At 64.9% G+C, this 20,239-nt stretch carries 17 protein-coding genes; 9 read left to right on the forward strand and 8 right to left on the reverse strand.

Features of this window, described 5'->3' with window-relative positions; translation table 11 throughout:
• Nucleotides 1–164, reverse strand: a 164-nt coding sequence (locus Q2M23_RS41020; RefSeq protein WP_316399122.1) for a biotin carboxylase N-terminal domain-containing protein, incomplete at its 3' end; no start/stop codon positions are given.
• Between the two features lie 197 nt (nucleotides 165–361).
• Nucleotides 362–568, reverse strand: coding sequence for a hypothetical protein (locus Q2M23_RS41025; RefSeq protein ID WP_316399113.1), 207 nt, complete (start codon nucleotides 566–568; stop codon nucleotides 362–364).
• Between the two features lie 341 nt (nucleotides 569–909).
• On the opposite strand from Q2M23_RS41025, the gene Q2M23_RS41030 reads away from it, so the two are divergent.
• Nucleotides 910–1,689, forward strand: a complete 780-nt coding sequence (locus Q2M23_RS41030) for a thermonuclease family protein (RefSeq protein WP_076831238.1) — start codon at nucleotides 910–912, stop codon at nucleotides 1,687–1,689.
• Between the two features lie 174 nt (nucleotides 1,690–1,863).
• Nucleotides 1,864–4,332 (forward strand): PAS domain-containing protein, encoded by a 2,469-nt coding sequence (locus Q2M23_RS41035; protein ID WP_316399114.1) that lies wholly within the window; start codon nucleotides 1,864–1,866, stop codon nucleotides 4,330–4,332.
• Between the two features lie 19 nt (nucleotides 4,333–4,351).
• Here Q2M23_RS41035 and Q2M23_RS41040 read toward each other — a convergent pair whose 3' ends face one another.
• The 4 genes from Q2M23_RS41040 to Q2M23_RS41055 all read right to left on the reverse strand — a co-directional run bounded on the left by Q2M23_RS41040 (nucleotide 4,352) and on the right by Q2M23_RS41055 (nucleotide 8,606).
• Nucleotides 4,352–4,648: a septal ring lytic transglycosylase RlpA family protein gene (locus tag Q2M23_RS41040; protein WP_016840471.1), complete on the reverse strand. Its 297-nt coding sequence runs from the start codon at nucleotides 4,646–4,648 to the stop codon at nucleotides 4,352–4,354.
• Nucleotides 4,649–4,753: 105 nt separating this feature from the next.
• Nucleotides 4,754–5,203 carry a PPC domain-containing DNA-binding protein gene (locus Q2M23_RS41045; RefSeq protein ID WP_057017046.1) on the reverse strand — a complete coding sequence of 150 codons (450 nt, stop codon included), beginning with the start codon at nucleotides 5,201–5,203 and terminating at the stop codon, nucleotides 4,754–4,756.
• An 81-nt stretch (nucleotides 5,204–5,284) separates the two neighbouring features.
• On the reverse strand, nucleotides 5,285–7,987 hold the full coding sequence (locus tag Q2M23_RS41050) for an EAL domain-containing protein (protein ID WP_316399115.1): 2,703 nt from the start codon (nucleotides 7,985–7,987) through the stop codon (nucleotides 5,285–5,287).
• A gap of 124 nt (nucleotides 7,988–8,111) precedes the next feature.
• On the reverse strand, nucleotides 8,112–8,606 hold the full coding sequence (locus Q2M23_RS41055) for an ArsI/CadI family heavy metal resistance metalloenzyme (RefSeq protein ID WP_057017045.1): 495 nt from the start codon (nucleotides 8,604–8,606) through the stop codon (nucleotides 8,112–8,114).
• Between the two features lie 99 nt (nucleotides 8,607–8,705).
• Between Q2M23_RS41055 and Q2M23_RS41060 the strand changes: the two genes are divergently transcribed.
• The 5 genes from Q2M23_RS41060 to Q2M23_RS41080 all read left to right on the forward strand — a co-directional run bounded on the left by Q2M23_RS41060 (nucleotide 8,706) and on the right by Q2M23_RS41080 (nucleotide 15,908).
• The gene (locus Q2M23_RS41060; RefSeq protein WP_076831245.1) at nucleotides 8,706–8,933 is read left to right on the forward strand and encodes a hypothetical protein; all 228 of its coding nucleotides are present in this window, start codon (nucleotides 8,706–8,708) and stop codon (nucleotides 8,931–8,933) included.
• Nucleotides 8,934–9,025: 92 nt separating this feature from the next.
• Nucleotides 9,026–9,376: a hypothetical protein gene (locus Q2M23_RS41065; RefSeq protein WP_316399116.1), complete on the forward strand. Its 351-nt coding sequence runs from the start codon at nucleotides 9,026–9,028 to the stop codon at nucleotides 9,374–9,376.
• Between the two features lie 113 nt (nucleotides 9,377–9,489).
• Complete coding sequence (locus Q2M23_RS41070; RefSeq protein WP_316399117.1) at nucleotides 9,490–10,710, forward strand: efflux RND transporter periplasmic adaptor subunit; 1,221 nt, start codon at nucleotides 9,490–9,492, stop codon at nucleotides 10,708–10,710.
• Nucleotides 10,703–13,927 carry a CusA/CzcA family heavy metal efflux RND transporter gene (locus Q2M23_RS41075; protein ID WP_316399118.1) on the forward strand — a complete coding sequence of 1,075 codons (3,225 nt, stop codon included), beginning with the start codon at nucleotides 10,703–10,705 and terminating at the stop codon, nucleotides 13,925–13,927. Before Q2M23_RS41070 ends, Q2M23_RS41075 begins: the two co-directional genes overlap by 8 nt.
• A gap of 139 nt (nucleotides 13,928–14,066) precedes the next feature.
• The gene (locus Q2M23_RS41080; protein ID WP_316399119.1) at nucleotides 14,067–15,908 is read left to right on the forward strand and encodes an alkaline phosphatase family protein; all 1,842 of its coding nucleotides are present in this window, start codon (nucleotides 14,067–14,069) and stop codon (nucleotides 15,906–15,908) included.
• A 43-nt stretch (nucleotides 15,909–15,951) separates the two neighbouring features.
• On the opposite strand, the gene Q2M23_RS41085 is transcribed toward Q2M23_RS41080, so the two are convergent.
• Nucleotides 15,952–16,533 (reverse strand): hypothetical protein, encoded by a 582-nt coding sequence (locus tag Q2M23_RS41085; RefSeq protein WP_057017042.1) that lies wholly within the window; start codon nucleotides 16,531–16,533, stop codon nucleotides 15,952–15,954.
• Nucleotides 16,534–16,921: 388 nt separating this feature from the next.
• On the opposite strand from Q2M23_RS41085, the gene Q2M23_RS41090 reads away from it, so the two are divergent.
• Nucleotides 16,922–17,581 (forward strand): peroxiredoxin, encoded by a 660-nt coding sequence (locus tag Q2M23_RS41090; RefSeq protein ID WP_028337644.1) that lies wholly within the window; start codon nucleotides 16,922–16,924, stop codon nucleotides 17,579–17,581.
• Nucleotides 17,582–17,602: 21 nt separating this feature from the next.
• Nucleotides 17,603–19,066, forward strand: coding sequence for a deoxyribodipyrimidine photo-lyase (locus Q2M23_RS41095; protein WP_316399120.1), 1,464 nt, complete (start codon nucleotides 17,603–17,605; stop codon nucleotides 19,064–19,066).
• Here Q2M23_RS41095 and Q2M23_RS41100 read toward each other — a convergent pair.
• Nucleotides 19,063–19,935 carry a DMT family transporter gene (locus Q2M23_RS41100; RefSeq protein WP_316399121.1) on the reverse strand — a complete coding sequence of 291 codons (873 nt, stop codon included), beginning with the start codon at nucleotides 19,933–19,935 and terminating at the stop codon, nucleotides 19,063–19,065. The two genes, Q2M23_RS41095 and Q2M23_RS41100, sit on opposite strands and share 4 nt — an antisense overlap.
• Nucleotides 19,936–20,239: the final 304 nt, after the last annotated feature.

A 20,239-nucleotide genomic window follows, 5' to 3' on the forward strand; every position in this document is an offset into this window, starting at 1 on the left:
GCGGGCGGTCCGATCAGCACGGCCTCATCGGCCATCTCGACATGCAGCGCGTCGCGGTCGGCCTCGGAATAGACGGCAACCGTCTCAATCCCCATACGGCGCGCAGTCTTGATGACCCGGCAGGCGATCTCGCCGCGGTTGGCGATCAGGATTCGTTTGAACATGCTCTTCTTGCTTGGGCTTTTTCGGACTTCGAATTGTCCATTTGGCAGGATTCCTCCCCGCGCAATCTGGCACGGGCGATTGGGCGTAACCACTCCGTTGGTACAGCAAATTGCCCCGGAGGCAACGGTCTAATGCAGACCCTGCCCGCTGCCCGGCCAGTCCCTGGTCAGTCCGCGGCGGTAGCCCGATCGGTATTTCAGCCCGAATAGGTCTTGAAGCGGCCACGCGAATGAGCCTTCGCGACGGCCTTCATCAGCTCGCTGACCTCGTTCTCCAGGAATTCATTGGCCACGATCAGCGCCCGGATGGTGGCGCGCAAATTCCCGCCGCAGGCGGAAATGGCCTGATCGACAGCGGCTTCCGGCCCGTCATCGTCGTCAGATTCGGGCCGTGCAGACATCATGGGGTATCCGGGATTCAGGTGGTGCATCATGTTCCTATTTTGTTCTCATCAAGTCAATTGGATCTTTGATCGGGCGCGGCCTCCTGGGCCGTCTTTCTCTTCCGCCGCCAGCGCGCGAGGCATTGCAGGCTCCAAATGCCGGTGATGATTTCGGCGGAGGACGTTGATAACGAAACTCGCCCATGCGCATCCCTTCAATGGCAATGTCCGGCCGTTCTGCGCCACGGAATGCCGATCGGGATGTGACGGTTCGCACGCCCCGCTCGCGAACAGTCCTTGGTTGGATCGTACCGGCTTGTGCTAGAAGTTCGGCTGCCCGCCAAAGATCTGAAGTTGAGAAAATGCGGTTTCGAAATCCGGTCGCCACGACGCTTCTCCTGGCCTTCCTGTCTGCAACCACCAGCCCGACTGCAACCGCAGGCCCCACGGCCACTGCGGTCATCAAGGACGCCGGCACCGTTCAGCTCGGCAACACGACCTATCGGCTCGACGGCATCGACGCGCCGGCGGTCGATCAGCTCTGCATCGACGAGCACGCCGACGCCTGGACTTGCGGGATCGAGGCGCGCGACCAGCTGACCAGGCTGATCGGCGGCAAGCCAATTCATTGCGACGATATCGGCGTCGATCCGACCTTCAAGAAGCGCCGCCTCGGCGTCTGCAAGATCGAGGGCGACCCGACCAGCCTCAGCCAGGTGCTGGTCCAGAAGGGCTATGCTCTCAATGTCGAGGGGTCGGCCACTGGCCGATTCAAGCCGGATGAAGCCACCGCCAAGGACAATCGCGCCGGGCTCTGGAAGGGCTGCTTCGTGGCGCCGCGCGATTTTCGTACGGCCAGGAAGGATGGCGCCCTGCTCGGCAACGCCTGCCCCGCCGACCGTGACACGCAGATCCGCAATGTGCTCTTCCCCGACGACCTGCCGATGCCGGCCAGCTGCAACATCAAGGGCAAATACGCCGTGCGCGCCCGCGTCACCGGCAATGTCGGCATTTATCATCTGCAGGCGTGCCGCAGTTACCCGGGCCTCGGCAATCCGGATCGCTGGTTCTGCTCCGAGGAAGATGCACAGGCCGCTGGGTTCCGCCGGGCCTATAATTGCCGGCCGCCCAAGAGCAAATGAAGAGCTCGTGGATTGCATCGTCATTCCGGGGCGCGAAGCGAACCCGGAATCTCGAGATTCCGTGTTCGACGCTTCGCATCGCCCCGGAATGACTCAGCCTAACGATTGCCGTAAATCAAGCTGGCAAAGCTGCCGCGTCCTGTGTGAGACTGCACCGAGAGGTTGCCGGCGCGTATGACCCCATCCGATCCCGCTGATGTGCTTCCCGAAGCTGCGGCAGCCGAACGGCTGCGGCAGCATCTTGAGGAGATCGCGCGCGAACGCGATCGCGCCCATCGCGAGCTCCAGGAGCGCGAAGCGGAGCTGGCGCGGATCCAGCGCATCGCGCGGGTCGGCGGACTCGAGATCGATTTCCGCGACGGCGTGCGCAACCGCCGCTCTCCCGAATATCTCCTGGTGCATGGGCTGCCGCCCGAAGAGATCAACGAGACCTATGAGAACTGGGTCGCGCGCATCCACCCCGAGGATCGCGAGCGCACGATCCGGCACCTGTTCGGCGTGCTCAAGGCCGGCGGCGAAGACTACACGGCCGAATACCGCATCATCCGCCCGAACGACGGCGAGAGCCGCTGGATCCGCGTCGTCGCCAAGATCGAGCGCGACCGCAGCGGCCGTGCGCTGCGGCTGGTCGGCGCCGATCTCGACGTCACCGATCAGATGCTGGCACAGGAGACCCTGCGCGAGAGCGAAGAGCGCTTCCGCCTGATCGCCGACAGCGCGCCGGTGCCGATCTGGGTGACCAAGCTCGACCGCACCCGCTCCTTTGCCAACCAGGCCTATCTCGACTTCCTTGGACTGCCGTTCGAGGAAGCGATCGTGTTCGACTGGCGCAAGGCGCTGCATCCGGATGACCTGCCGCAAATCCTGCAGGAGCAGATCACCGGCGAGCTCTCGCTGAAGCCATTCGTGCTCGAGGCCCGCTATCGGAACGCCGCAGGCGATTGGCGCTGGCTGCGCTCGGAATCGCAGCCGCGCTGGGACCCGAACGGCAAGCACATCGGCTTCATCGGCGTCGCCCACGACATCACGGCGGCCAAGGAAGCCGAGATCGAGCTGCGCAAGCTCAACGAGTCGCTTGAGCGGCGCATCCTGGAGCGCACCGCGCAGCTCGAATCCCGTGAAGCGCAGACGCGCGCGATCCTGGAAACCAGCCATCAATACCAGATGCTGCTCAACCGCGATGGCGGCTTGCTCTACACCAACCAGACGGCGCTGGCCGGCATTTGTACCGATGCCGCCGACGTCGTCGGCAAGCCGTTCTGGGACACGCCGTGGTTCGCCGCGACCGAGGGCATGCCGCGCGTGATCCAGAATGCCTTCGCGACCGTGATGCGCGGCGAGGAAGTCAAGATCGAGATGCAGCTGCGCCTGCCGATCGGCGAGCGCTATTTCGATTTCGCGATGCGGCCGCTGCAGGACCAGCACGGCACCATCGTCGGCGCCGTTCCGGAGGCCGTCGATATCACCGAACGGCGCCGCGGCGAGGAAGCCCTGCGGCAATCGCAGAAGATGGAAGCCGTCGGCCAACTCACCGGCGGCGTCGCGCACGATTTCAACAACCTGCTCACCATCATCCGCTCCGCGACCGACTTCCTGCGCCGCCGCGATCTGCCGGATGACCGGCGCCGCCGCTATATCGATGCGATCTCCGAGACCGTGGAGCGGGCCTCCAAGCTCACCGCCCAGCTATTGGCATTTGCGCGCAGGCAACCGCTCAATCCGGAAGTGTTCAATGTCGGCACGCAGGTCGACAGCGTGACGCAGCTGATCCGCCCGCTGGTCGGCGCGCGGATCCACATCGAGGTCAGGATCGAGGATCCCGACTGCTTTGCGATCGCCGACATCGGCCAGTTCGAGACCGCGCTACTCAATCTCGCGGTCAACGCCCGCGATGCCATGAGCGGCGAAGGCCAGCTGACGATCGGCGTCCGGAAGGTCAAGAATATCCCTGCCCTGCGCGCCCAGGCCTCGCGCAGCGGCGATTTCGTCACGGTCTCGATCCAGGACACCGGCACCGGCATCTCGCCGGAAAACCTCGACGCGATCTTCGAGCCGTTCTTCACGACCAAGGAGGTCGGCAAGGGAACGGGTCTCGGATTGAGCCAGGCCTTCGGCTTCGTCAAGCAATCCGATGGAGACATCGAGGTCACCTCTACGCCCGGGCACGGTGCGACCTTCACCATCTATCTGCCGCACGCGATGCGCCCGGCGGACGCCAAGGTCGCCGCCAGCGCGGGCACCGAGCAGGCTTCGATCGGCCGCGGCTATCGCGTCCTCGTGGTGGAGGACAACGACGATGTCGGCCAGTTCTCCACCGAGCTGCTCGAGGATCTCGGCTATTCGGTCAAGCGCGCGGCCAATGCCAATGCCGCGCTCTCGATCCTCTCGGAGAACGAGTTCGCCGCCGACTTGGTGTTCTCCGACGTGATCATGCCGGGCATGAACGGCGTCGAGCTCGCCGGAATCATCCGCGATCGCTTTCCTGGACTGCCGGTGGTGCTGACCAGCGGCTACAGCAACGTGCTCGCCGAGAACGCGCACAGCGGCTTCGAGCTGATCCAGAAACCCTATTCGGTCGAGGCGCTGTCACGGACGCTCCGCAAGGCGATCGCCGAACAGCGGGCGGCTGCTCCCAGGCCCTGATCCTGCCGCCGGCCGCGCTCTACTGGATCACGACATGCGCGACGCCGAGCTGAAGGATGCCGAGCGCGCGGGCCGCCGTGGTCGACACATCGATGATCCGTCCACGAACGAACGGGCCCCGGTCGTTGACGCGGCACCGGATCGATTTTCCCAGATACGAGACGGTGATCATGCTGCCGAATGGCCGCTTGCGATGCGCGCAGGTCATCTCGCCACTCCTGCCGATGCCACGATAATAGGACGCAAGGCCACTCTCTGCGTTTGCCATGCACGAGGCAAATAGCAGCATGGCCGCGGACGTTGCTGCGGTTTTCATTGATCGCCTGCCGGTCGAGCCCCGCAAGGGAACGCGGTTCCACGGGTTCGGTTCCGCGCCTCGGCGTAGGCAGGTCGATTTTTAGGAACTTTTCGGAGGAAAGCGTCAGGCGGTCGCGGCTGGATCGATCAGGGCAATGCCGAGCTCGGGCCGCTTCCGCCGGCGAAGCCTGGCAGGGGCTTCGGTGACCACAACCTCCAGTGTCGGCCGAACGATGCCGGCAAGCAGATGGCCGCCACGCGTCGATCCATCCGACAGTCCGAGCACGATGTGAATATGCAGGCTGGCCTTGCCGTCGTCGCCGGTCGCGATATCGCCGATCGCGCACAGCACCTCGCATTGCTCGTTGATCTCGATCTTCCGATAGCTCTTGGATGCGAAATCGAACCAGCCGACGGTTGCCCGCTCGAACGCGCCGATCGCGGTGAGCGATGCCGCCGTCACCTTCGCATCATTGGCGAACTTCGTCAGCGCGCCGAACGCTTCCTCGCCGCTATCGAGCACGACGACGTGAACCTGCGCGCTGGGCGCATCGGACACGAGCTTGCTTTTCATGGACCGCCTCGCCTCTCAAGAGCTTCCACTTTCAATCGGAGACGGCGACGATTGTTCCTGAGGGACCGGATCGGCAGGCGCTCAGGCGGCGACGCAATCGGCCGCGAGCAACGTCCGCAGGTCCCGCGCAGGAACCGGCCTGCTGAACAGGTAGCCCTGCATCTGCGTGCAGCCGAGCATCTGCACGGTGTCGCGCTGCTGATCGGTCTCGACGCCCTCGGCGGTGGTGATCATGTTGCGGTCGGCTGCGATCGAGACCACGGCGCGGATGATCGAGGCCGAGCCGCTGTTGCGGGTCACTTCCTTGACGAAGCTGCGGTCGATCTTGATCTTGTCGAACGGGAAGCGTTGCAGATATTGCAGCGACGAGTATCCGGTGCCGAAATCGTCGAGCGCGATGTGGACACCGAGCGCGCGGAGCTGGCCGAGCGTGACCAGCGCCGCATCGTCGTCGGCGATCAGCACCGCCTCGGTGATCTCGAGCTCGAGCCGGCGCGGGTCGAGCCCGCTGTCGGCAAGCGCATTCGCAACCTTCAGCGCCAGCGTCTCCGACTTGAACTGGATCGGCGAGACGTTGACCGCGACGCGCACATGCGCCGGCCAGGCTGCCGCCTCGGTGCAGGCGGTGCGCAGCACCCACTGCCCGATCTCCTCGATCAGCGCGGTCTCTTCGGCAACCGGTATGAACTCCGCCGGCGAGATCATGCCGCGCACGGGATGCCGCCAGCGCAGCAACGCCTCGCAGCCGGTCACCTCGTCGCTGCGCAGGTCGACCAGCGGCTGGTAGTGCAGCTCGAAGCCGCCCTCGGCCAGCGCGATACGCAAATCGGCCTCCAGCGCGCGGCGCAGATTGGCCTGCGCCTCCATCGCCGGATCGAAGAAGCGATGGGTCCTGCGGCCCGCCGCCTTGGCGGCGTACATCGCAAGGTCGGCACATTTGAGCAGGCGGAACAGATCGGAGCCGTGGCGCGGGGCGATCGCAATGCCGATGCTGGCGTCGCTCGACAAATGGTGGCCGAGGCAGTCGAACGGCGTGCGCAGCGACTGATAGATGCGTGCGACCAGGTCGCCGACGTCGTCGTCCGAGGTGATGTCGTGCTGGACGATCGCGAACTCGTCGCCGCCGAGCCGCGCGATGAAGTCGTTCGACCCGACCGACTGGCGCAACTTCTCGGCGACGCGCCGCAGAAACTCATCGCCGATCAGATGGCCTAGCGTGTCGTTGATCCGCTTGAACTCGTCGATATCGATGTAATGGATGGCGAACTCGCGCGTGGCGGCCTCGAGCAGCAGCCCCTCCGCGTGGCGCTGGAACAGCGTCCGGTTCGGCAGATTGGTCAGCGCGTCGTAATGCGCGAGATACTCGATCCGCGCTTGCGCACGCCGCCCATCGGTGACGTCTTCGAGCGTGGTGGCCCAGCCGCCGTCGGGCGCACGCTTGTAGATCAGGCGGATGCTACGACCGTCCGGCGTCATGATCACGGAGTCCCGAACCTCATCGCCCCTCGGGTTGGTGAAGCGGGCGCAGTACTCGTCGACGTCGCCGACAAACGAGCCGATCGCCTGGCGATGCAGGATCAGGTCGCGCAGATGGCAGCCCGGCCTCGCGACATCAGGCGAGAGGCCGAACATGTCGATATATTGCTGGTTGCAGATCACGAGCCGCGCCGAGGCGTCGAACAGCAGCAGCCCCTGCGTCATGGTGTTGATGGCGGTGTCGAGGTGCTGGCTCTTCTCGGACAGCCTGCGGCTTGCCGCATCGTGCTGCCGCTGCAGCTGGCGGACGATCAGGAAGACCGCGAAGCTGATGATCAGTACCGCCAACACGGCTGCGCAAAATTGCAGTTTGGTCTGAGTGCGCCAGTCCTCCAGCGCGCTCGATGTTTTCGTGGTAGCGAGGATCAGGATTGGAAAATGCGACAGCGATCTGACCGCACCGACGTTCTCCTCGCCTGAAGCGCCAACGAACCGTCCCGAGGTGTTGCCGCCAAAGCTGATGACCTTCTGAAACACCGGCAGATTGATGATGTTGCGACCGATCACGCCGGCATCCTGCGGATAGCGTGCGATGATGGTGCCGTCGCGGTGGATCATCGAAATCACGGTGTCGCCGCTCAGCGCCAGCGAGGCGACGAAATCCTCGAAATGGCTTGGCTCGACGCCGCGGCTCGCGAAGCCGATGATCTCGCCGTTGCGCCCGGTGATCTTGCGCGCAAAGATCGTGGTCCAGTTGCCGGTCACCTTGCTCATTGCGGGCTCGACGATGACAGGAGACGTTGGCCGTCCCGAAGTGAACTCCTGGAAATAGCGCCGGTCCGCAACGCTGATGTCGGGCACCGGCCACATCTCGGATGAGTTGATCAGCCATCCCTTGGCGTTGAACAGATTGAGCCCGCCGACATGCGGCAGCGCCGCCAGCCGCGTGCGCAGCATCTCGTGCGCGCTCAGGAGTGACATGTTCTTTTCGAACTGATCGGCGGTCTCGACCTGTTCGGCCCGCAGGTAATTCACGATGTCGTCGTGGACATGCTGGAGATCTGTAAGCTGCTGGTCGAAATGTCGCGACAGCAGCAGCGCGGTGTTGTTGAGCTCGCGCTCGGACATCTCCAGCGCGCGCTCGCGAAACTGCAGCGCGAGATAGCCGGTGCCAAGCGTGATGGCGAGCACCAGCAGCGCGGCGCTCAAGACGAGCCACTGGATCGCGCCCATCCTGCTGGCGCGCAACACACCCTTGATCGACAGCCGCCGGTATTCCGGCACGCTGCTCGTTGAGACAACCGACATTTTCCTGCCCCTGTGGATGCCCTTGTACGGGAACACAACCCAAGGGGTGGTTAGGAAAATCAGTTATCGGACGGTTAAGGCCAACGTGGACTCGCGCAGAGCCGGCCACTCGGCCGCTCCATACTCACGAGCTGCCGCAAGCCGAAGCCTCGGGCGGCGCGGCCTTGGGCTGTGGGGCGCAACACGCGCTCTGTTTGTCTTCCTGCTTCTCGTGCGCGACACGCGCGGTCCGCTCGCCGGTGCCGTCGCCATAGACGATGCTCTCACCGGTCGTGTGGAACGTCTCCCAGGCGATCCCCGCGGGATCGTCGATCCACGACTTCTCGGACTTGGCATAGCAGCACACCGTTTGGCCCTGCTCGATGACCTCGCCGCCGGCCTTGCGCAGCCGTCCGTACACCTCGCCGAGCTCTTCAGCGCTCTCGACCTGAATGCCGAGATGGTCGAGGCCCGGTTCGCGGCGTCGGCTCGAGATCGCGAAGTTGACGCGGGGATCGTCGAGCATCCATTTGGCATAGTCTGATTTCACGACCGTCGGCTCGGCCCCGAACAGCGCCGAGTAGAAGCCGACCGATTGCGGGATGTCCTTGACGGCGACGTGAACATGCATGCGCTTCATGGTGCAGTCCCTTTAGGTTAGGGCGGCGACGCTGGATGGATATTCCATCCCAAGCATGATCAGATATCAACAGCGTTACAACAGGAGTTCTGCTGCGGAATGGATGCGCTGACGCTGTTCGGATTATTCGCCGTGACCATGATGCTCGTCTGCTATGCGGCCGAAGATCGCAGCCCCTGGTTCATCCTGGCCTTCGCTGTCTCCTGCGCGCTCGGCTCGGCCTACGGTTTCCTGCAGGGCGCCTGGCCGTTCGGCCTCGTCGAAGCGATCTGGGCGGTCGTCGCGGCGCGCCGATGGCTGCTGCGCCGAACCGCAGACCGCGCGTAACGTTATAGTATCCGCGGCCAATCTGTCGCGGACCGGAACTTGAATGCGCGCGGGCACGGCGCTAAGTAGGCCCCATGGACGCTTCGCGCACCATGATTCAGTCTTCTCCTCACGCAACGGGATCGCGCCGCTGGCGCAGCCTGCTTGCGGGACTGATTTCGCTTGCGCTGGTGCTGTCGTTCTTCCACGGCTGGACCTCCGACGGCGATGCCGACGCGGCTCCCGGCTTCTCGATCGCGCAGTCGATCAACGACGCCGGCGGCAAGGCTCCGGCGCATCCCGCCTCGCCTCACAGCGACCATTGCCTGACGCACGTCGCCTCCGTGGCTCCGCAGGAGGCCGCGTTCCCGATCGCCTATGCGCCGCACAGCTACGGCGACACCAACATCGGGCTGCCGGCCTTGGCCGATCGCCGCTCGCCCTTCAAGCCACCCCGCGCCTGATCCGGTCGACGTGACCGGCCGTGCGCTGCTGCCATTCGGCAGCGCGCACCCTTCCGCACAGATCGATGTCGCGACAGCGCAGGGCCATCGGCCTGCGCTGCGGAGAGGCGCATATGAAACGGGTTGTTCTATTTTTCGCCGGCGTGGCCGCCGGCATTGCACTGGTCGTTGTGGCGGCCGGATGGATCGGCTGGCCGGTCAGGTTCCCGGCCGCGACGCAGGAGACTGCGACGACAGACGCAAAGACCGAGGCCCGGCACGAGGCCCCCGGGCATATCGAGCTGAGCGAAGACCAGGTTCGCGAAGCCGGCATCACGTTCGCGCAAGCCAGCGGCGGCATGCTGAAGCGGCATTTCCTCGCGCCGGGATCGCTGATCCCCGACGCGGATCATATCGGCCGGGTCTCGGTGCGCGTGCTTGCGACGGTCACAGAACTGCGCAAGCGTCTCGGCGACGTCGTCGAGAAGGGCGAGATCGTCGCCGCGATCGAAAGCCGCGAGGTGGCCGACGCCAAGAGCGAATACCTCGCCGCACGGCTCACCAACGATTTGCAGCAGACCCTCTACGCGCGGCAGAAGACGCTGGTCGAGACCCGCATCGTGTCGGAAAACGAGTTCCTGCGCACGCGACTGACCGCGAACGATGCCCAGATCAAGCTCGACGGCGCCCGGCAGAAGCTGTTCGCGCTTGGTCTCTCGGAGGCCGAGATCGCCGACCTGCCGAACCAGCCGCCGGAGAGCCTGCGGACGCAATTCTTGCGCGCGCCGATCAGCGGCCGCGTATCCGAGCGGCGTGTCGACCTCGGCGGATTGATCGGGCGCGAGGGCCAGGAGAGCGAGCTCTATGTCATCGTCAATCTCGACGACATCTGGGTCGACCTCGCGGTCTCCCCCGAAGACATCGGCGCGGTCCGCGAAGGTGTTTCAGTGAAAATCCGCGCTATCGGCACCGAGGATGAAGCCAATGCCGGTGTGATCTTCGTCAGCCCCCTGCTCGACCGCGAGACCCGCAACGCGCGCGTGATCGCGACCATGCCCAACAAGGACCACCGCTGGAAGCCGGGCACCTTTGTCACCGCCGAGGTCCCGCTGTCAGGCGCGCCGTCGACCGTGATCGTCTCGAAGAAGGCGCTTCAAACCATCAAGGGAACGCCGACCGTGTTCGTGCGCGATGCCGACGGCTTCGAGGCGAGATCGGTGCGGACCGGCCGCGAGGACGACGACGATATCGAGATCGTTGCCGGCCTCACAGCCGGCGAGACCGTCGCGGTGCAGAACACCTTCACGCTGAAGGCGGAGTTCGAGAAGGACGAGGCGGAGCACGACCATGATTGAGCGCATCATTGGTCTTGCGATCCGGCGGCGCTGGGTGGTCGTCACATTGACGGCGATCCTGATGGTCCTCGGCGGCCTTGCATTGACGAAGCTGCCGATCGACGCGGTGCCCGACATCACCAACAAGCAGGTCCAGATCAACACCGTGGCCCCGGCGCTGTCTCCGGCCGAAATCGAGAAGCAGATCACCTTCCCGATCGAGACGGCCCTGGCCGGCGCGCCGGGGCTCGAGAGCACGCGCTCGCTCTCCCGCAATGGCTTCTCCCAGATCACGGCGGTGTTCAGCGAGGCCACCGACATCTATTTCGCCCGCCAGCAGGTCGGCGAGCGCCTGACCGAAGTCCGCGCGCGGCTGCCGCAAGGCATCGAGCCGCGGATCGGCCCGACCTCGACCGGCCTTGGCGAAATCTACATGTGGACCGTCCATTACTCCGGCCAGAAGGTGCAGACCGACGGCGCGCCGGGCCTGCAAAGCGACGGCCGCTTCCTGACGGCGGACGGCCAGATGCTGCAAAGCGAGGTCGAGAAGGACGCCTATCTGCGTACCGTGCAGGACTGGATCATCAAGCCGCAGATCAAGATGGTGCCTGGTGTCGCCGGCGTCGATACGATCGGCGGATACCTCAAGCAGTATCAGGTCCATCCCGATGCGGCGAAGCTGATTGCGCTCGGTCTCACCTTCGCCGACGTTGCCAAGGCGATCGAGACCAACAATGTCAGCCGCGGTGCGCGCTATATCGAGCGCAACGGCGAAGGCTTCGTCGTGCGCTCCGGCGGCCGGCTCGAGAACATCGACGAGCTCGGCGCCGTCGTCGTCACCACCCGCGGCGGCGTCCCGGTTCGGATCCGCGACCTCGCCACGCTTTCGATCGGCGGTGAGACGCGCACCGGCAGCGCCAGCGAGAACGGCCGCGAAGTCGTGGTCGGCACCGCGCTGATGCTGATCGGCGCCAACAGCCGCACCGTGTCGGCCGCGGTCGACGCCAAACTGCGGACAATCATGCCATCCCTGCCGGCCGGCATCGAGGTCAAGACGGTGCTGGATCGGACCCAGCTGGTTGATGCAACGATCGGCACGGTGGCGCGCAACCTCAGCGAAGGCGCATTGCTCGTGATCGCCGTGCTGTTCGTGCTGCTCGGCAATTTCCGCGCGGCATTGATCACGGCGCTGGTGATCCCGGTCGCGATGCTGATGACCGCCATCGGCATGTGGCAAGGCCGGATCAGCGCCAATCTGATGAGCCTTGGCGCGCTGGATTTCGGCCTGATCGTCGACGGCGCCGTGATCATCACCGAAAACAGCCTGCGTCACCTCGCCGAGAAGCAGCATGCGCTCGGCCGCGTGCTGACGCGCGATGAACGGCTGGCGACGGTGCGGGCCTCCGCTGTGGAAATGGTGCAGCCGAGCCTCTACGGCCAGGCCATCATCCTCCTGGTCTATGTGCCGCTGCTGACCTTCACCGGCGTCGAAGGCAAGATGTTCGAGCCGATGGCGCTGACCGTGATCCTTGCGCTTGCGGCCGCCTTCGTGCTGTCGCTGACGCTGGTTCCGGCGCTGATCGCGATCGGCATCACCGGCCGCGTGCAGGAGCAGGAAAACCGGCTCGTTGCCGCCCTGAAGCGCTGCTACAGCCCGCTGCTCCGGCGCGCGGTTGCAACGCCTATCCCGGTCATCGCGGTGGCGGTCGTGCTGTTCGCAACCGCCCTGTTCGGGTTCTTCCGCCTCGGCCAGGAGTTCATCCCCTCGCTCGACGAGAAGAACATCGCCATGCACGCGCTCAGGATTCCGAGCACGGCGCTGTCACAGTCGCAGGCGATGCAGCTGTCGGTCGAGAAGGCCGTCAGCCGCTTTCCGCAGGTGTCGTTCGTCTTCTCCAAGACCGGCACCGCGGAGGTGGCGAGCGATCCGATGCCGCCGAACGCGTCCGACACCTTCATCATCCTGAAACCGCGCGAGCAGTGGCCGGACCCATCGCTGACCAAGGAACAACTGATCGAGGACATCTCGAAGGCGGTCGGCCGGCTGCCCGGCAACGTCTATGAGTTCACCCAGCCGATCCAGATGCGCTTCAACGAACTGCTCGCCGGCGTTCGCGGCGACATCGCGGTCAAGGTGTTCGGTGACGAGTTCGGGCCGATGCAGAAAGCCGCCAACCAGATCGCCTCGGCGCTACGCAGCGTGCGCGGCGCGACCGACGTCAAGGTCGAACAGGCCGGCGGCCTGCCCGTGCTCGAGATCAAGGTCGACAAGGCGGCGATCGCCCGGCGCGGCCTCAGCGTCTCGGCCGTGCAGGACGTGATCGGTGCCGCGGTCGGCGGTCAGGATGCCGGTGTTGTGTACGAAGGCGATCGCAGCTTCGACATCGTGGTGCGATTGCCGGAGAGCGTGCGCTCCGATCTCGAGGCGCTGAGCAATTTGCCGGTCGCATTGCCGAAGGCAACGCCGAGCTCGCCGGTGCAGAGCCTGCCGCTCAACCGCGTCGCCCAGTTCTCCTTCACCGAGGGGCCGAACCAGATCAGCCGCGAGAACGGCAAGCGCCGCATCGTGGTGACAGCCAATGTTCGCGGCCGCGATCTCGGCTCGGTGGTCGAGGAAGCCCAGGCAAGAGTCACGCAATCGGTGCAGCTGCCGCCGGGCTATTGGATGACCTGGGGCGGCCAATCCGAGAACCTCGCCGCGGCGCGCCAGCGCCTGGCCGTCGTGGTGCCGGCGTGTTTTGCGATGATCTTCCTGTTGCTGCTGGCGGCGATGGGCTCGGCCCGCGATGCCCTGCTGGTGTTCAGCGCGGTGCCGCTGGCGCTCACCGGCGGCATCGCCGCACTTTGGCTGCGCGGCATGCCGTTCTCGATCTCAGCGGCGGTCGGCTTCATCGCGCTGTCGGGCGTTGCGGTGCTGAACGGGCTCGTGATGCTGAGCTTCATCCGGCAGTTGCGCGAGCGCGGCGTGCCGATGCGGGAAGCCATCGAGCAAGGCGCCCTCACCCGCTTCCGCCCCGTGGTGATGACCGCCTTGGTGGCCTCGCTCGGCTTCGTGCCGATGGCGTTCGCCACCGGCACCGGCGCCGAGGTGCAGAAGCCGCTCGCCACCGTCGTGATCGGCGGCCTGATCAGCGCGACCCTGCTGACGCTCGCCGTGCTGCCGGCGCTCTATGCCCGGTACGGGCATGCCGGCAGCGCTGCGCGCAATGAGAGAACCGCGATTCAGCCTGCGGAATGACGGTGTGTTGACCGGCGTCCTGCGGGAAAAATCCGGCCGTTACAGCGCCGAGCAAGCGCTGTAACATTTCTGTCATATGGCAAAACTAAACGAAGGCTGCGGCGGGCTGCCGCGGGGCTTCATCAGGGGGAACAGCAATATGCGTCGTGCCATTACCTTACTGTCCGCGAGCATGATCGCGCTTTCGGCGGGCGCCGCCTCGGCGCAGAACGCCAAGCCCCGCAACCTCATCCTGTTCGTCCCGGACGGCCTGCGTGGCGGCATCGTGACGCCGCAGACGGCGCCTGCGATGGCGGAAATCCGCGACAAGGGCGTCAACTTCAAGAATTCGCACTCGCTGTTCCCGACCTTCACGATGGCAAACAGCTCGGCGCTGTCGACCGGCCATTATCTCGGCGACACCGGCACCTTCTCCAACACGATCTATACCGGCTACGCCTCGGCGCCGGCGGGCGACACCGTGGTCCCCTTCATCGAGAACGACGCGGTGCTCGCCGATGTCGACGATCACTTCAACGGCGACTACCTCAACGAGGAGACGCTGCTGAAGATGGCCCGCGGCCAGGGTTTCAGCACCGCCGCCATCGGCAAGGTCGGCCCGACCCTGCTGTTCGACCACACCGATCGCGGCAAGAACACGATCGTGGTCGACGATTCCACCGGCGGCAAGACCGGCGTGCCGCTCTCCGACGAGATGAAGGACGCGCTGACCAAGGCCGGTCTTCCGCTCGCCACCCCGAGCCGCGGCGACAACGCCAAGGCGGGCGATGCCAAGACGCCCGGCACCACGGTCGCCAACGTGGCGCAGCAGGCCTACATGGCCGACGTCGCGACCAAGGTGGTGCTGCCGATGTTCAAGGCGCGCAACAAGCCGTTCGTGCTGGTGTTCTGGTCGCGCGATCCGGACGGCAGCCAGCACAACACCGGCGACAGCCTCAACACCATCACCCCCGGCATCAACGGCCCGACCTCGATGGCGGGCATCAAGAACGCCGACAACAACCTCGCGCAGCTGCGCAAGGCGCTCGACGAGCTCGGCCTTTCCGCCGACACCAACATCATGATCTCCTCCGACCACGGGTTCTCGACGATCTCGAAGGAGAGCAAGACCAGCCCCTCGGCCAAGATCGCCTACAGCGACACGCCGAAGGATTTCCTGCCGATGGGCTTTCTGGCGATCGACCTCGCCAGGGCGCTGGACCTGCCGCTGTTCGACCCCAACGACAAGAACGCCAAGGTCGCCGACAACGCACACCCGAAGGCCGGCAACGGCGTGCTCGGCCAGGATCCGGCCAAGCCCGATGCCGTGATCGCGACCAATGGCGGCTCGGACCTGATCTATCTGCCGAACCGCGACAAGAAGCTCGCCGACCGCGTCATCAAGGCGCTGCTCGAGCAGGACTATGTCAGCGGCCTGTTTGTCGACGACAAGCTCGGCACCTTCCCCGGCACGCTCCCGATGTCGAACCTCAATCTGAAGGGCAAGGCGGTGACGCCGAACCCGTCGATCGTGGTCAATTTCCGCTCCTGGTCGAGCGGTTGCGAGATCCCGACCAACTGCTCGGTGCAGATCGCCGACACCGTGCTGCGCCAGGGCCAGGGCATGCATGGCAGCTTCAGCCGCGGCGACACCTTCAACTTCACCGCGGCGATCGGCCCCGACTTCAAGGCGGGCTATGTCGATCCGCTACCGGTCAGCAACGCCGATGTCGGCATGACCGCCGCCCAGTTGCTCGGCCTGCGCGCGCCGAACAATGGCGGGCTGATCGGCCGAGTGATGTCGGAGGCGCTGCCGAACGGCATCGTGCCGAAGATGGTCGAGGGCACCATCATGTCGAAGAAGCCGTCGGCCAACGGCCTGCGCACCGTGTTGAAATTCCAGCGAGTGCTCTCGACCCGCTATTTCGACGTCGCCGGGTTTCCGGGGCGGACGCTCGGACTCGAGGAAACCGGCGGCAAACAGAAAACGGCGGGGAAGTAATCCCCGCCGTTTTCGTCGAATTCCAGTTACGCGGGATGATGGCTTACATCATCCCGATGTCGAACACGTTGGGGAGCTGCGCCGCGAGCGGCAGCGCGGTCGCGCCGACCAGCGTCGCTACCATCGCCGCCAGCGCGCGGCCGGTGCGGCGCTGACCGCGCATCTGGCCCGCGATCCACTCCAGGACCTTGGTGTCCATCTTGGCGCCCTGCCTCGGCGCCCAGCGATCGATCTCGGTGTCGGGCGACAGCGCCACCGTGCGCGGCGGCACCGGCAGGCCGGACTCGGAGGCGGCATGGTGGGCGATCGCCTTGGCGAGCAGATCGTCGAACCGGCCGCCATCGCTGCGCTCGGCGGCGGCCTCGTTGATCGCGAACAGCGCCTCGATCTCGGCCCGGCTGATCGGCTGATGCTCGACCGCGGCCGCCGTCAGGATGCGCGCGCACCAGGCAGCGTCATCGGCATCGAGAGACCGGGAGAAATGGATGCGGCCCTTGGTGGTCGGGCCTTCGCCGGTGATCACGCCGTCGCGCACGATGGTGAGCGCATGGGCGGCAGTCTTGCGGCAGGACGGATGCAACGCACCGCTGAGAGGCTCAGCGGTCTTGGTACTTGGGGTAGACATTGTGGGAGCTTTCAATTCCTATCTCAGGCCAGCTTTTCCATGCGGGCGTAAACGAGTGGTTAATGATTCGGAACTTGCGTTCCGAGATTTTTAGATGGTTGCTATTTGGTCGCTTTAAACGTCGTCACGGTTCAGTCCTATAGCAGCCAGGGCCGGCGTGATGACTGCGATAAGCGGCATTATCTGGGCATTTCCAAGCCTTTGTGCCGCAGCTGATATTTCGCCGCAGGGATCCAGATCAAAACAAGTTGCTTGGAATTCCACCCTCAAGGAGAAATGTTTCACCTTTTTTCAGAACCCGTTCACTTAAGCCTTATCCCGTCCTATACTGGAACAGACAGCCTCAAATACAAATTCAATCGCAACTTCAAAGAGATGAGGTAAAATCATGGCACTTCAGATTGGCGCCGTCGCCCCCGACTTCGAAGCCGAGACGACCGAAGGAAAGATCAAGTTCCATGACTGGATCGGCAACAGCTGGGCGCTTTTGTTCTCCCATCCCAAGGACTTCACCCCGGTCTGCACCACCGAGCTCGGTGCGCTCGCCCGCCTGAAGCCTGAGTTCGACAAGCGCGGCGTCAAGCTGATGGGCTTGTCGGTCGACCCGGTGGACCGCCACGCCAAATGGTCCGACGACATCAAGGAAACCCAGGGCGCGGCGCCGAACTATCCGATGATCGGCGACACCGATTTCAACGTGTCAAAGCTCTACGACATGCTGCCGGCCTCGACCTCGGGCGATCCCCTCACCCGCACCGCCGCCGACAACCAGACCGTCCGCAACGTGTTCGTGATCGGACCGGACAAGAAGATCAAGCTGGTGATGGTCTATCCGATGACCACCGGCCGGAATTTCCAGGAGATCCTGCGCTCGATCGACTCGCTGCAGATGACCGCCAAGCACCGCGTCGCCACCCCTGCCGACTGGAAGCAGGGCGAGGACGTGATCATCGCGGGCTCGGTCAGCGACGACGAAGCCAAGACGATCTACCCGCAGGGCTGGAAGGCGCCGAAGCCTTACATCCGCATCGTGCCGCAGCCGAAGTAGCGGCAGGCTCACTGCGTCCGGGTGACCCGCGCACAGACGATCATCGTCTGGTTTCGTGACGATCTGCGGCTGTCGGATCACCCGGCGTTGCATGAGGCGGCGGCAAGCGGCGCGCCGGTCGTCGGCCTCTATGTGCGCGACGAAGAGAGCCGTGCATTGATGCCGCCGGCCGTACGTCGGCTCGGGGGTGCGACGCGCTGGTGGCTGGCGCAGTCGTTGCGCGCACTTGGCAAGAGCCTCACCATGGCAGGCGGATCGCTGGTGCTGCGCACCGGACCGGCCGCGTCGGTGATCGCCACGTTGGCGCGCGAAATCGGCGCACGCGCCGTATTCTGGAACGACATCGCGCAGGCTCCGCATCAGGCCGTTGCCAGAGAAGTCGAAGCCGCGCTCGCAAGTGACAGCATCGACTCGCAAATTTTCCGCGGCGATCTGCTCGTCGAACCGAAGGCGCTCCGCAACAAGGACAACCGGGCCTTGCGCGTGTTCACGCCGTTCTGGCGGCGCGTCCAAGGCCTCGGCGATCCGCCAAGGCCATTGCCGGCGCCGAAGAGACTCACATCCATCGGCGGCATCGCGAGCGACGCCCTCGATGACTGGGGTCTCGAACCGACACGGCCGGATTGGGCCGGCGGCCTGCGCGAGACCTGGACACCGGGTGAAGCCGCGGCGCAGGCGCGGCTGAAGCGATTCCTCGATGAGGGGATCAGCGGTTACACCGACGACCGCGATCGGCCCGACCGCGACGGCACCTCGCGCCTGTCGCCGCATCTGCGCTTCGGCGAGATCAGCCCGCGGCAGGTCTTTCACGCGGCCCGCTTCGCCGCCGCGGAAGACTCGCGCCTTGCCGGCGACATCGACAAGTTCCTTAGCGAGCTCGGCTGGCGCGAATTCTGCCGCCATCTGCTGTTCGACGTCCCCGATATGGCGGATCGGAACTTGCAGGAGCTGTTCGATGCCTTTCGGTGGAGGCGCAACGCTCTCGCCCTGGAGGCGTGGCAACGCGGACTCACCGGCTATCCGATCGTCGATGCCGGCATGCGCGAGCTCTGGCACAGCGGCGTGATGCACAACCGGGTGCGAATGGTGGCGGCCTCGTTCCTGGTCAAGCACCTCTTGATCGACTGGCGCACAGGCGAACAATGGTTCTGGGATACGCTGGTCGATGCCGATGCCGGCTCCAATCCCGCCAACTGGCAATGGGTCGCGGGCTGCGGCGCTGACGCCGCGCCCTATTTCCGCGTCTTCAATCCGGTCCTGCAGGGCGAGAAATTCGATCCCGACGGCGGCTATGTCAGGCGCTGGGTGCCGGAGCTCGCGCAGCTCTCCAACGAGCTGATCCATCAGCCCTGGACAGCGACACCGATCGAGCTGGCGAGCGCCGGCATCGAACTCGGCAAGACGTACCCGCCGCCGATCGTTGATCACAAGCAGGGGCGCGAACGCGCGCTTGCAGCTTACGCGAAGATCCGTCGCAAAGACTAAGCGCGGCGATTGACCAGCAGCACCGCCGCGGCGCAGGCGGCCATGCCGGCAATGGCGACATGATCCAGCCGCTCGTCGAACAGGACGTAGGCCATCAGCGCGGTCACCGCCGGCACCAGATAGAACAGGCTCGCGACCGAGGTCGCGGCATGGTGACGGATCAGCCAGTACAACAGCCCGATCGAACCGATCGACAGCGCGAACACGAGCCAGGCCAGCGCCAGCACGAACTCGCCGGTCCAATGCACCACATTGGTCTCGAACACGAAGGCGCCGATACCGAAGAAGATCGTCACCGCTATGTACTGCACCAGATTGCCGGCGCGCCAGTCGATCCGGTTGCAATAGCGCCGTTGATAGAGCGTGCCCAAGGTGATGCTGATCAGCGAGACGCCGGAGGCGAGCCAGCCCCACCCCGCCTCGCTCGTCATCGGCCGGTTGTGCAGGATCAAGACGACGCCGGCGAGGCCGAGCACCAGTCCGCCCCATTGCAGCGGCGTGACGCGCTCGCCCAGCCAGCGGTTGGCAATGGTCGAGGTCAGGATCGGCTGCAGGCCCGGGATGAAGGCCGAGAGCCCCGCCGGAACCGAATGCGCGATCGCAATCGCAGTGCCGCCGAGATAGAAGCCGTGCACCAGGATGCCGGCGACCGCGCTGTGGAAAATACCAGTCCGGTCCGGCCAGTTCGGCCGCGCGATCGCGGCGATGACCGCCATCACCACCACCACGAACGCCATCCGGATCGCCAGATAGGTCAGCGGCTCCGCATTGTTGATGACGTATTTGGTGCCGATGAATCCGGTGCTCCACAGCACGACAAAGATCGCCGGCGCCAGACGAGCGGCAGTTTCCTCGAAGCTCTTGTTCATTGCAGACCGTCATTGCCTGAAGATGAAGCAACCAGCAATCGCGAATTTTGTGGGGTGCCGCGCCTGTTTCCGCAAGCACACTTTCTTCCCGGCGCAAGCAGGCACGACAGTGGGGATGAGTCGCAATTCAAGATGACCAACACGCGGTGTCATCACCCGCGCATGACGCCGGAAAGAAGGAGAATGAGAGCTCACGGCTCTTTCCTGGCGTCGTCCCTGCGAAAGCACTAGGTGGTGTGGACTCTAAGGATTCCCTTTTGAGAGCAAATCAGATTCAAGGCTTCTTTTTGGGAGGCGGCCTTGG

The organism is Bradyrhizobium sp. 33ap4 (assembly GCF_032654765.1).
GTDB lineage: Bacteria > Pseudomonadota > Alphaproteobacteria > Rhizobiales > Xanthobacteraceae > Bradyrhizobium > Bradyrhizobium australafricanum.

Bases quoted from the DNA above. Each gene is read 5' to 3' on its own strand.
- Q2M23_RS41025 (WP_316399113.1), bottom strand. From the start codon at position 568: ATGATGTCTGCACGGCCCGAATCTGACGACGATGACGGGCCGGAAGCC.
- Q2M23_RS41030 (WP_076831238.1), top strand. From the start codon at position 910: ATGCGGTTTCGAAATCCGGTCGCCACGACGCTTCTCCTGGCCTTCCTG.
- Q2M23_RS41035 (WP_316399114.1), top strand. From the start codon at position 1,864: ATGACCCCATCCGATCCCGCTGATGTGCTTCCCGAAGCTGCGGCAGCC.
- Q2M23_RS41040 (WP_016840471.1), bottom strand. From the start codon at position 4,648: ATGAAAACCGCAGCAACGTCCGCGGCCATGCTGCTATTTGCCTCGTGC.
- Q2M23_RS41045 (WP_057017046.1), bottom strand. From the start codon at position 5,203: ATGAAAAGCAAGCTCGTGTCCGATGCGCCCAGCGCGCAGGTTCACGTC.
- Q2M23_RS41050 (WP_316399115.1), bottom strand. From the start codon at position 7,987: ATGTCGGTTGTCTCAACGAGCAGCGTGCCGGAATACCGGCGGCTGTCG.
- Q2M23_RS41055 (WP_057017045.1), bottom strand. From the start codon at position 8,606: ATGAAGCGCATGCATGTTCACGTCGCCGTCAAGGACATCCCGCAATCG.
- Q2M23_RS41060 (WP_076831245.1), top strand. From the start codon at position 8,706: ATGGATGCGCTGACGCTGTTCGGATTATTCGCCGTGACCATGATGCTC.
- Q2M23_RS41065 (WP_316399116.1), top strand. From the start codon at position 9,026: ATGATTCAGTCTTCTCCTCACGCAACGGGATCGCGCCGCTGGCGCAGC.
- Q2M23_RS41070 (WP_316399117.1), top strand. From the start codon at position 9,490: ATGAAACGGGTTGTTCTATTTTTCGCCGGCGTGGCCGCCGGCATTGCA.
- Q2M23_RS41075 (WP_316399118.1), top strand. From the start codon at position 10,703: ATGATTGAGCGCATCATTGGTCTTGCGATCCGGCGGCGCTGGGTGGTC.
- Q2M23_RS41080 (WP_316399119.1), top strand. From the start codon at position 14,067: ATGCGTCGTGCCATTACCTTACTGTCCGCGAGCATGATCGCGCTTTCG.
- Q2M23_RS41085 (WP_057017042.1), bottom strand. From the start codon at position 16,533: ATGTCTACCCCAAGTACCAAGACCGCTGAGCCTCTCAGCGGTGCGTTG.
- Q2M23_RS41090 (WP_028337644.1), top strand. From the start codon at position 16,922: ATGGCACTTCAGATTGGCGCCGTCGCCCCCGACTTCGAAGCCGAGACG.
- Q2M23_RS41100 (WP_316399121.1), bottom strand. From the start codon at position 19,935: ATGAACAAGAGCTTCGAGGAAACTGCCGCTCGTCTGGCGCCGGCGATC.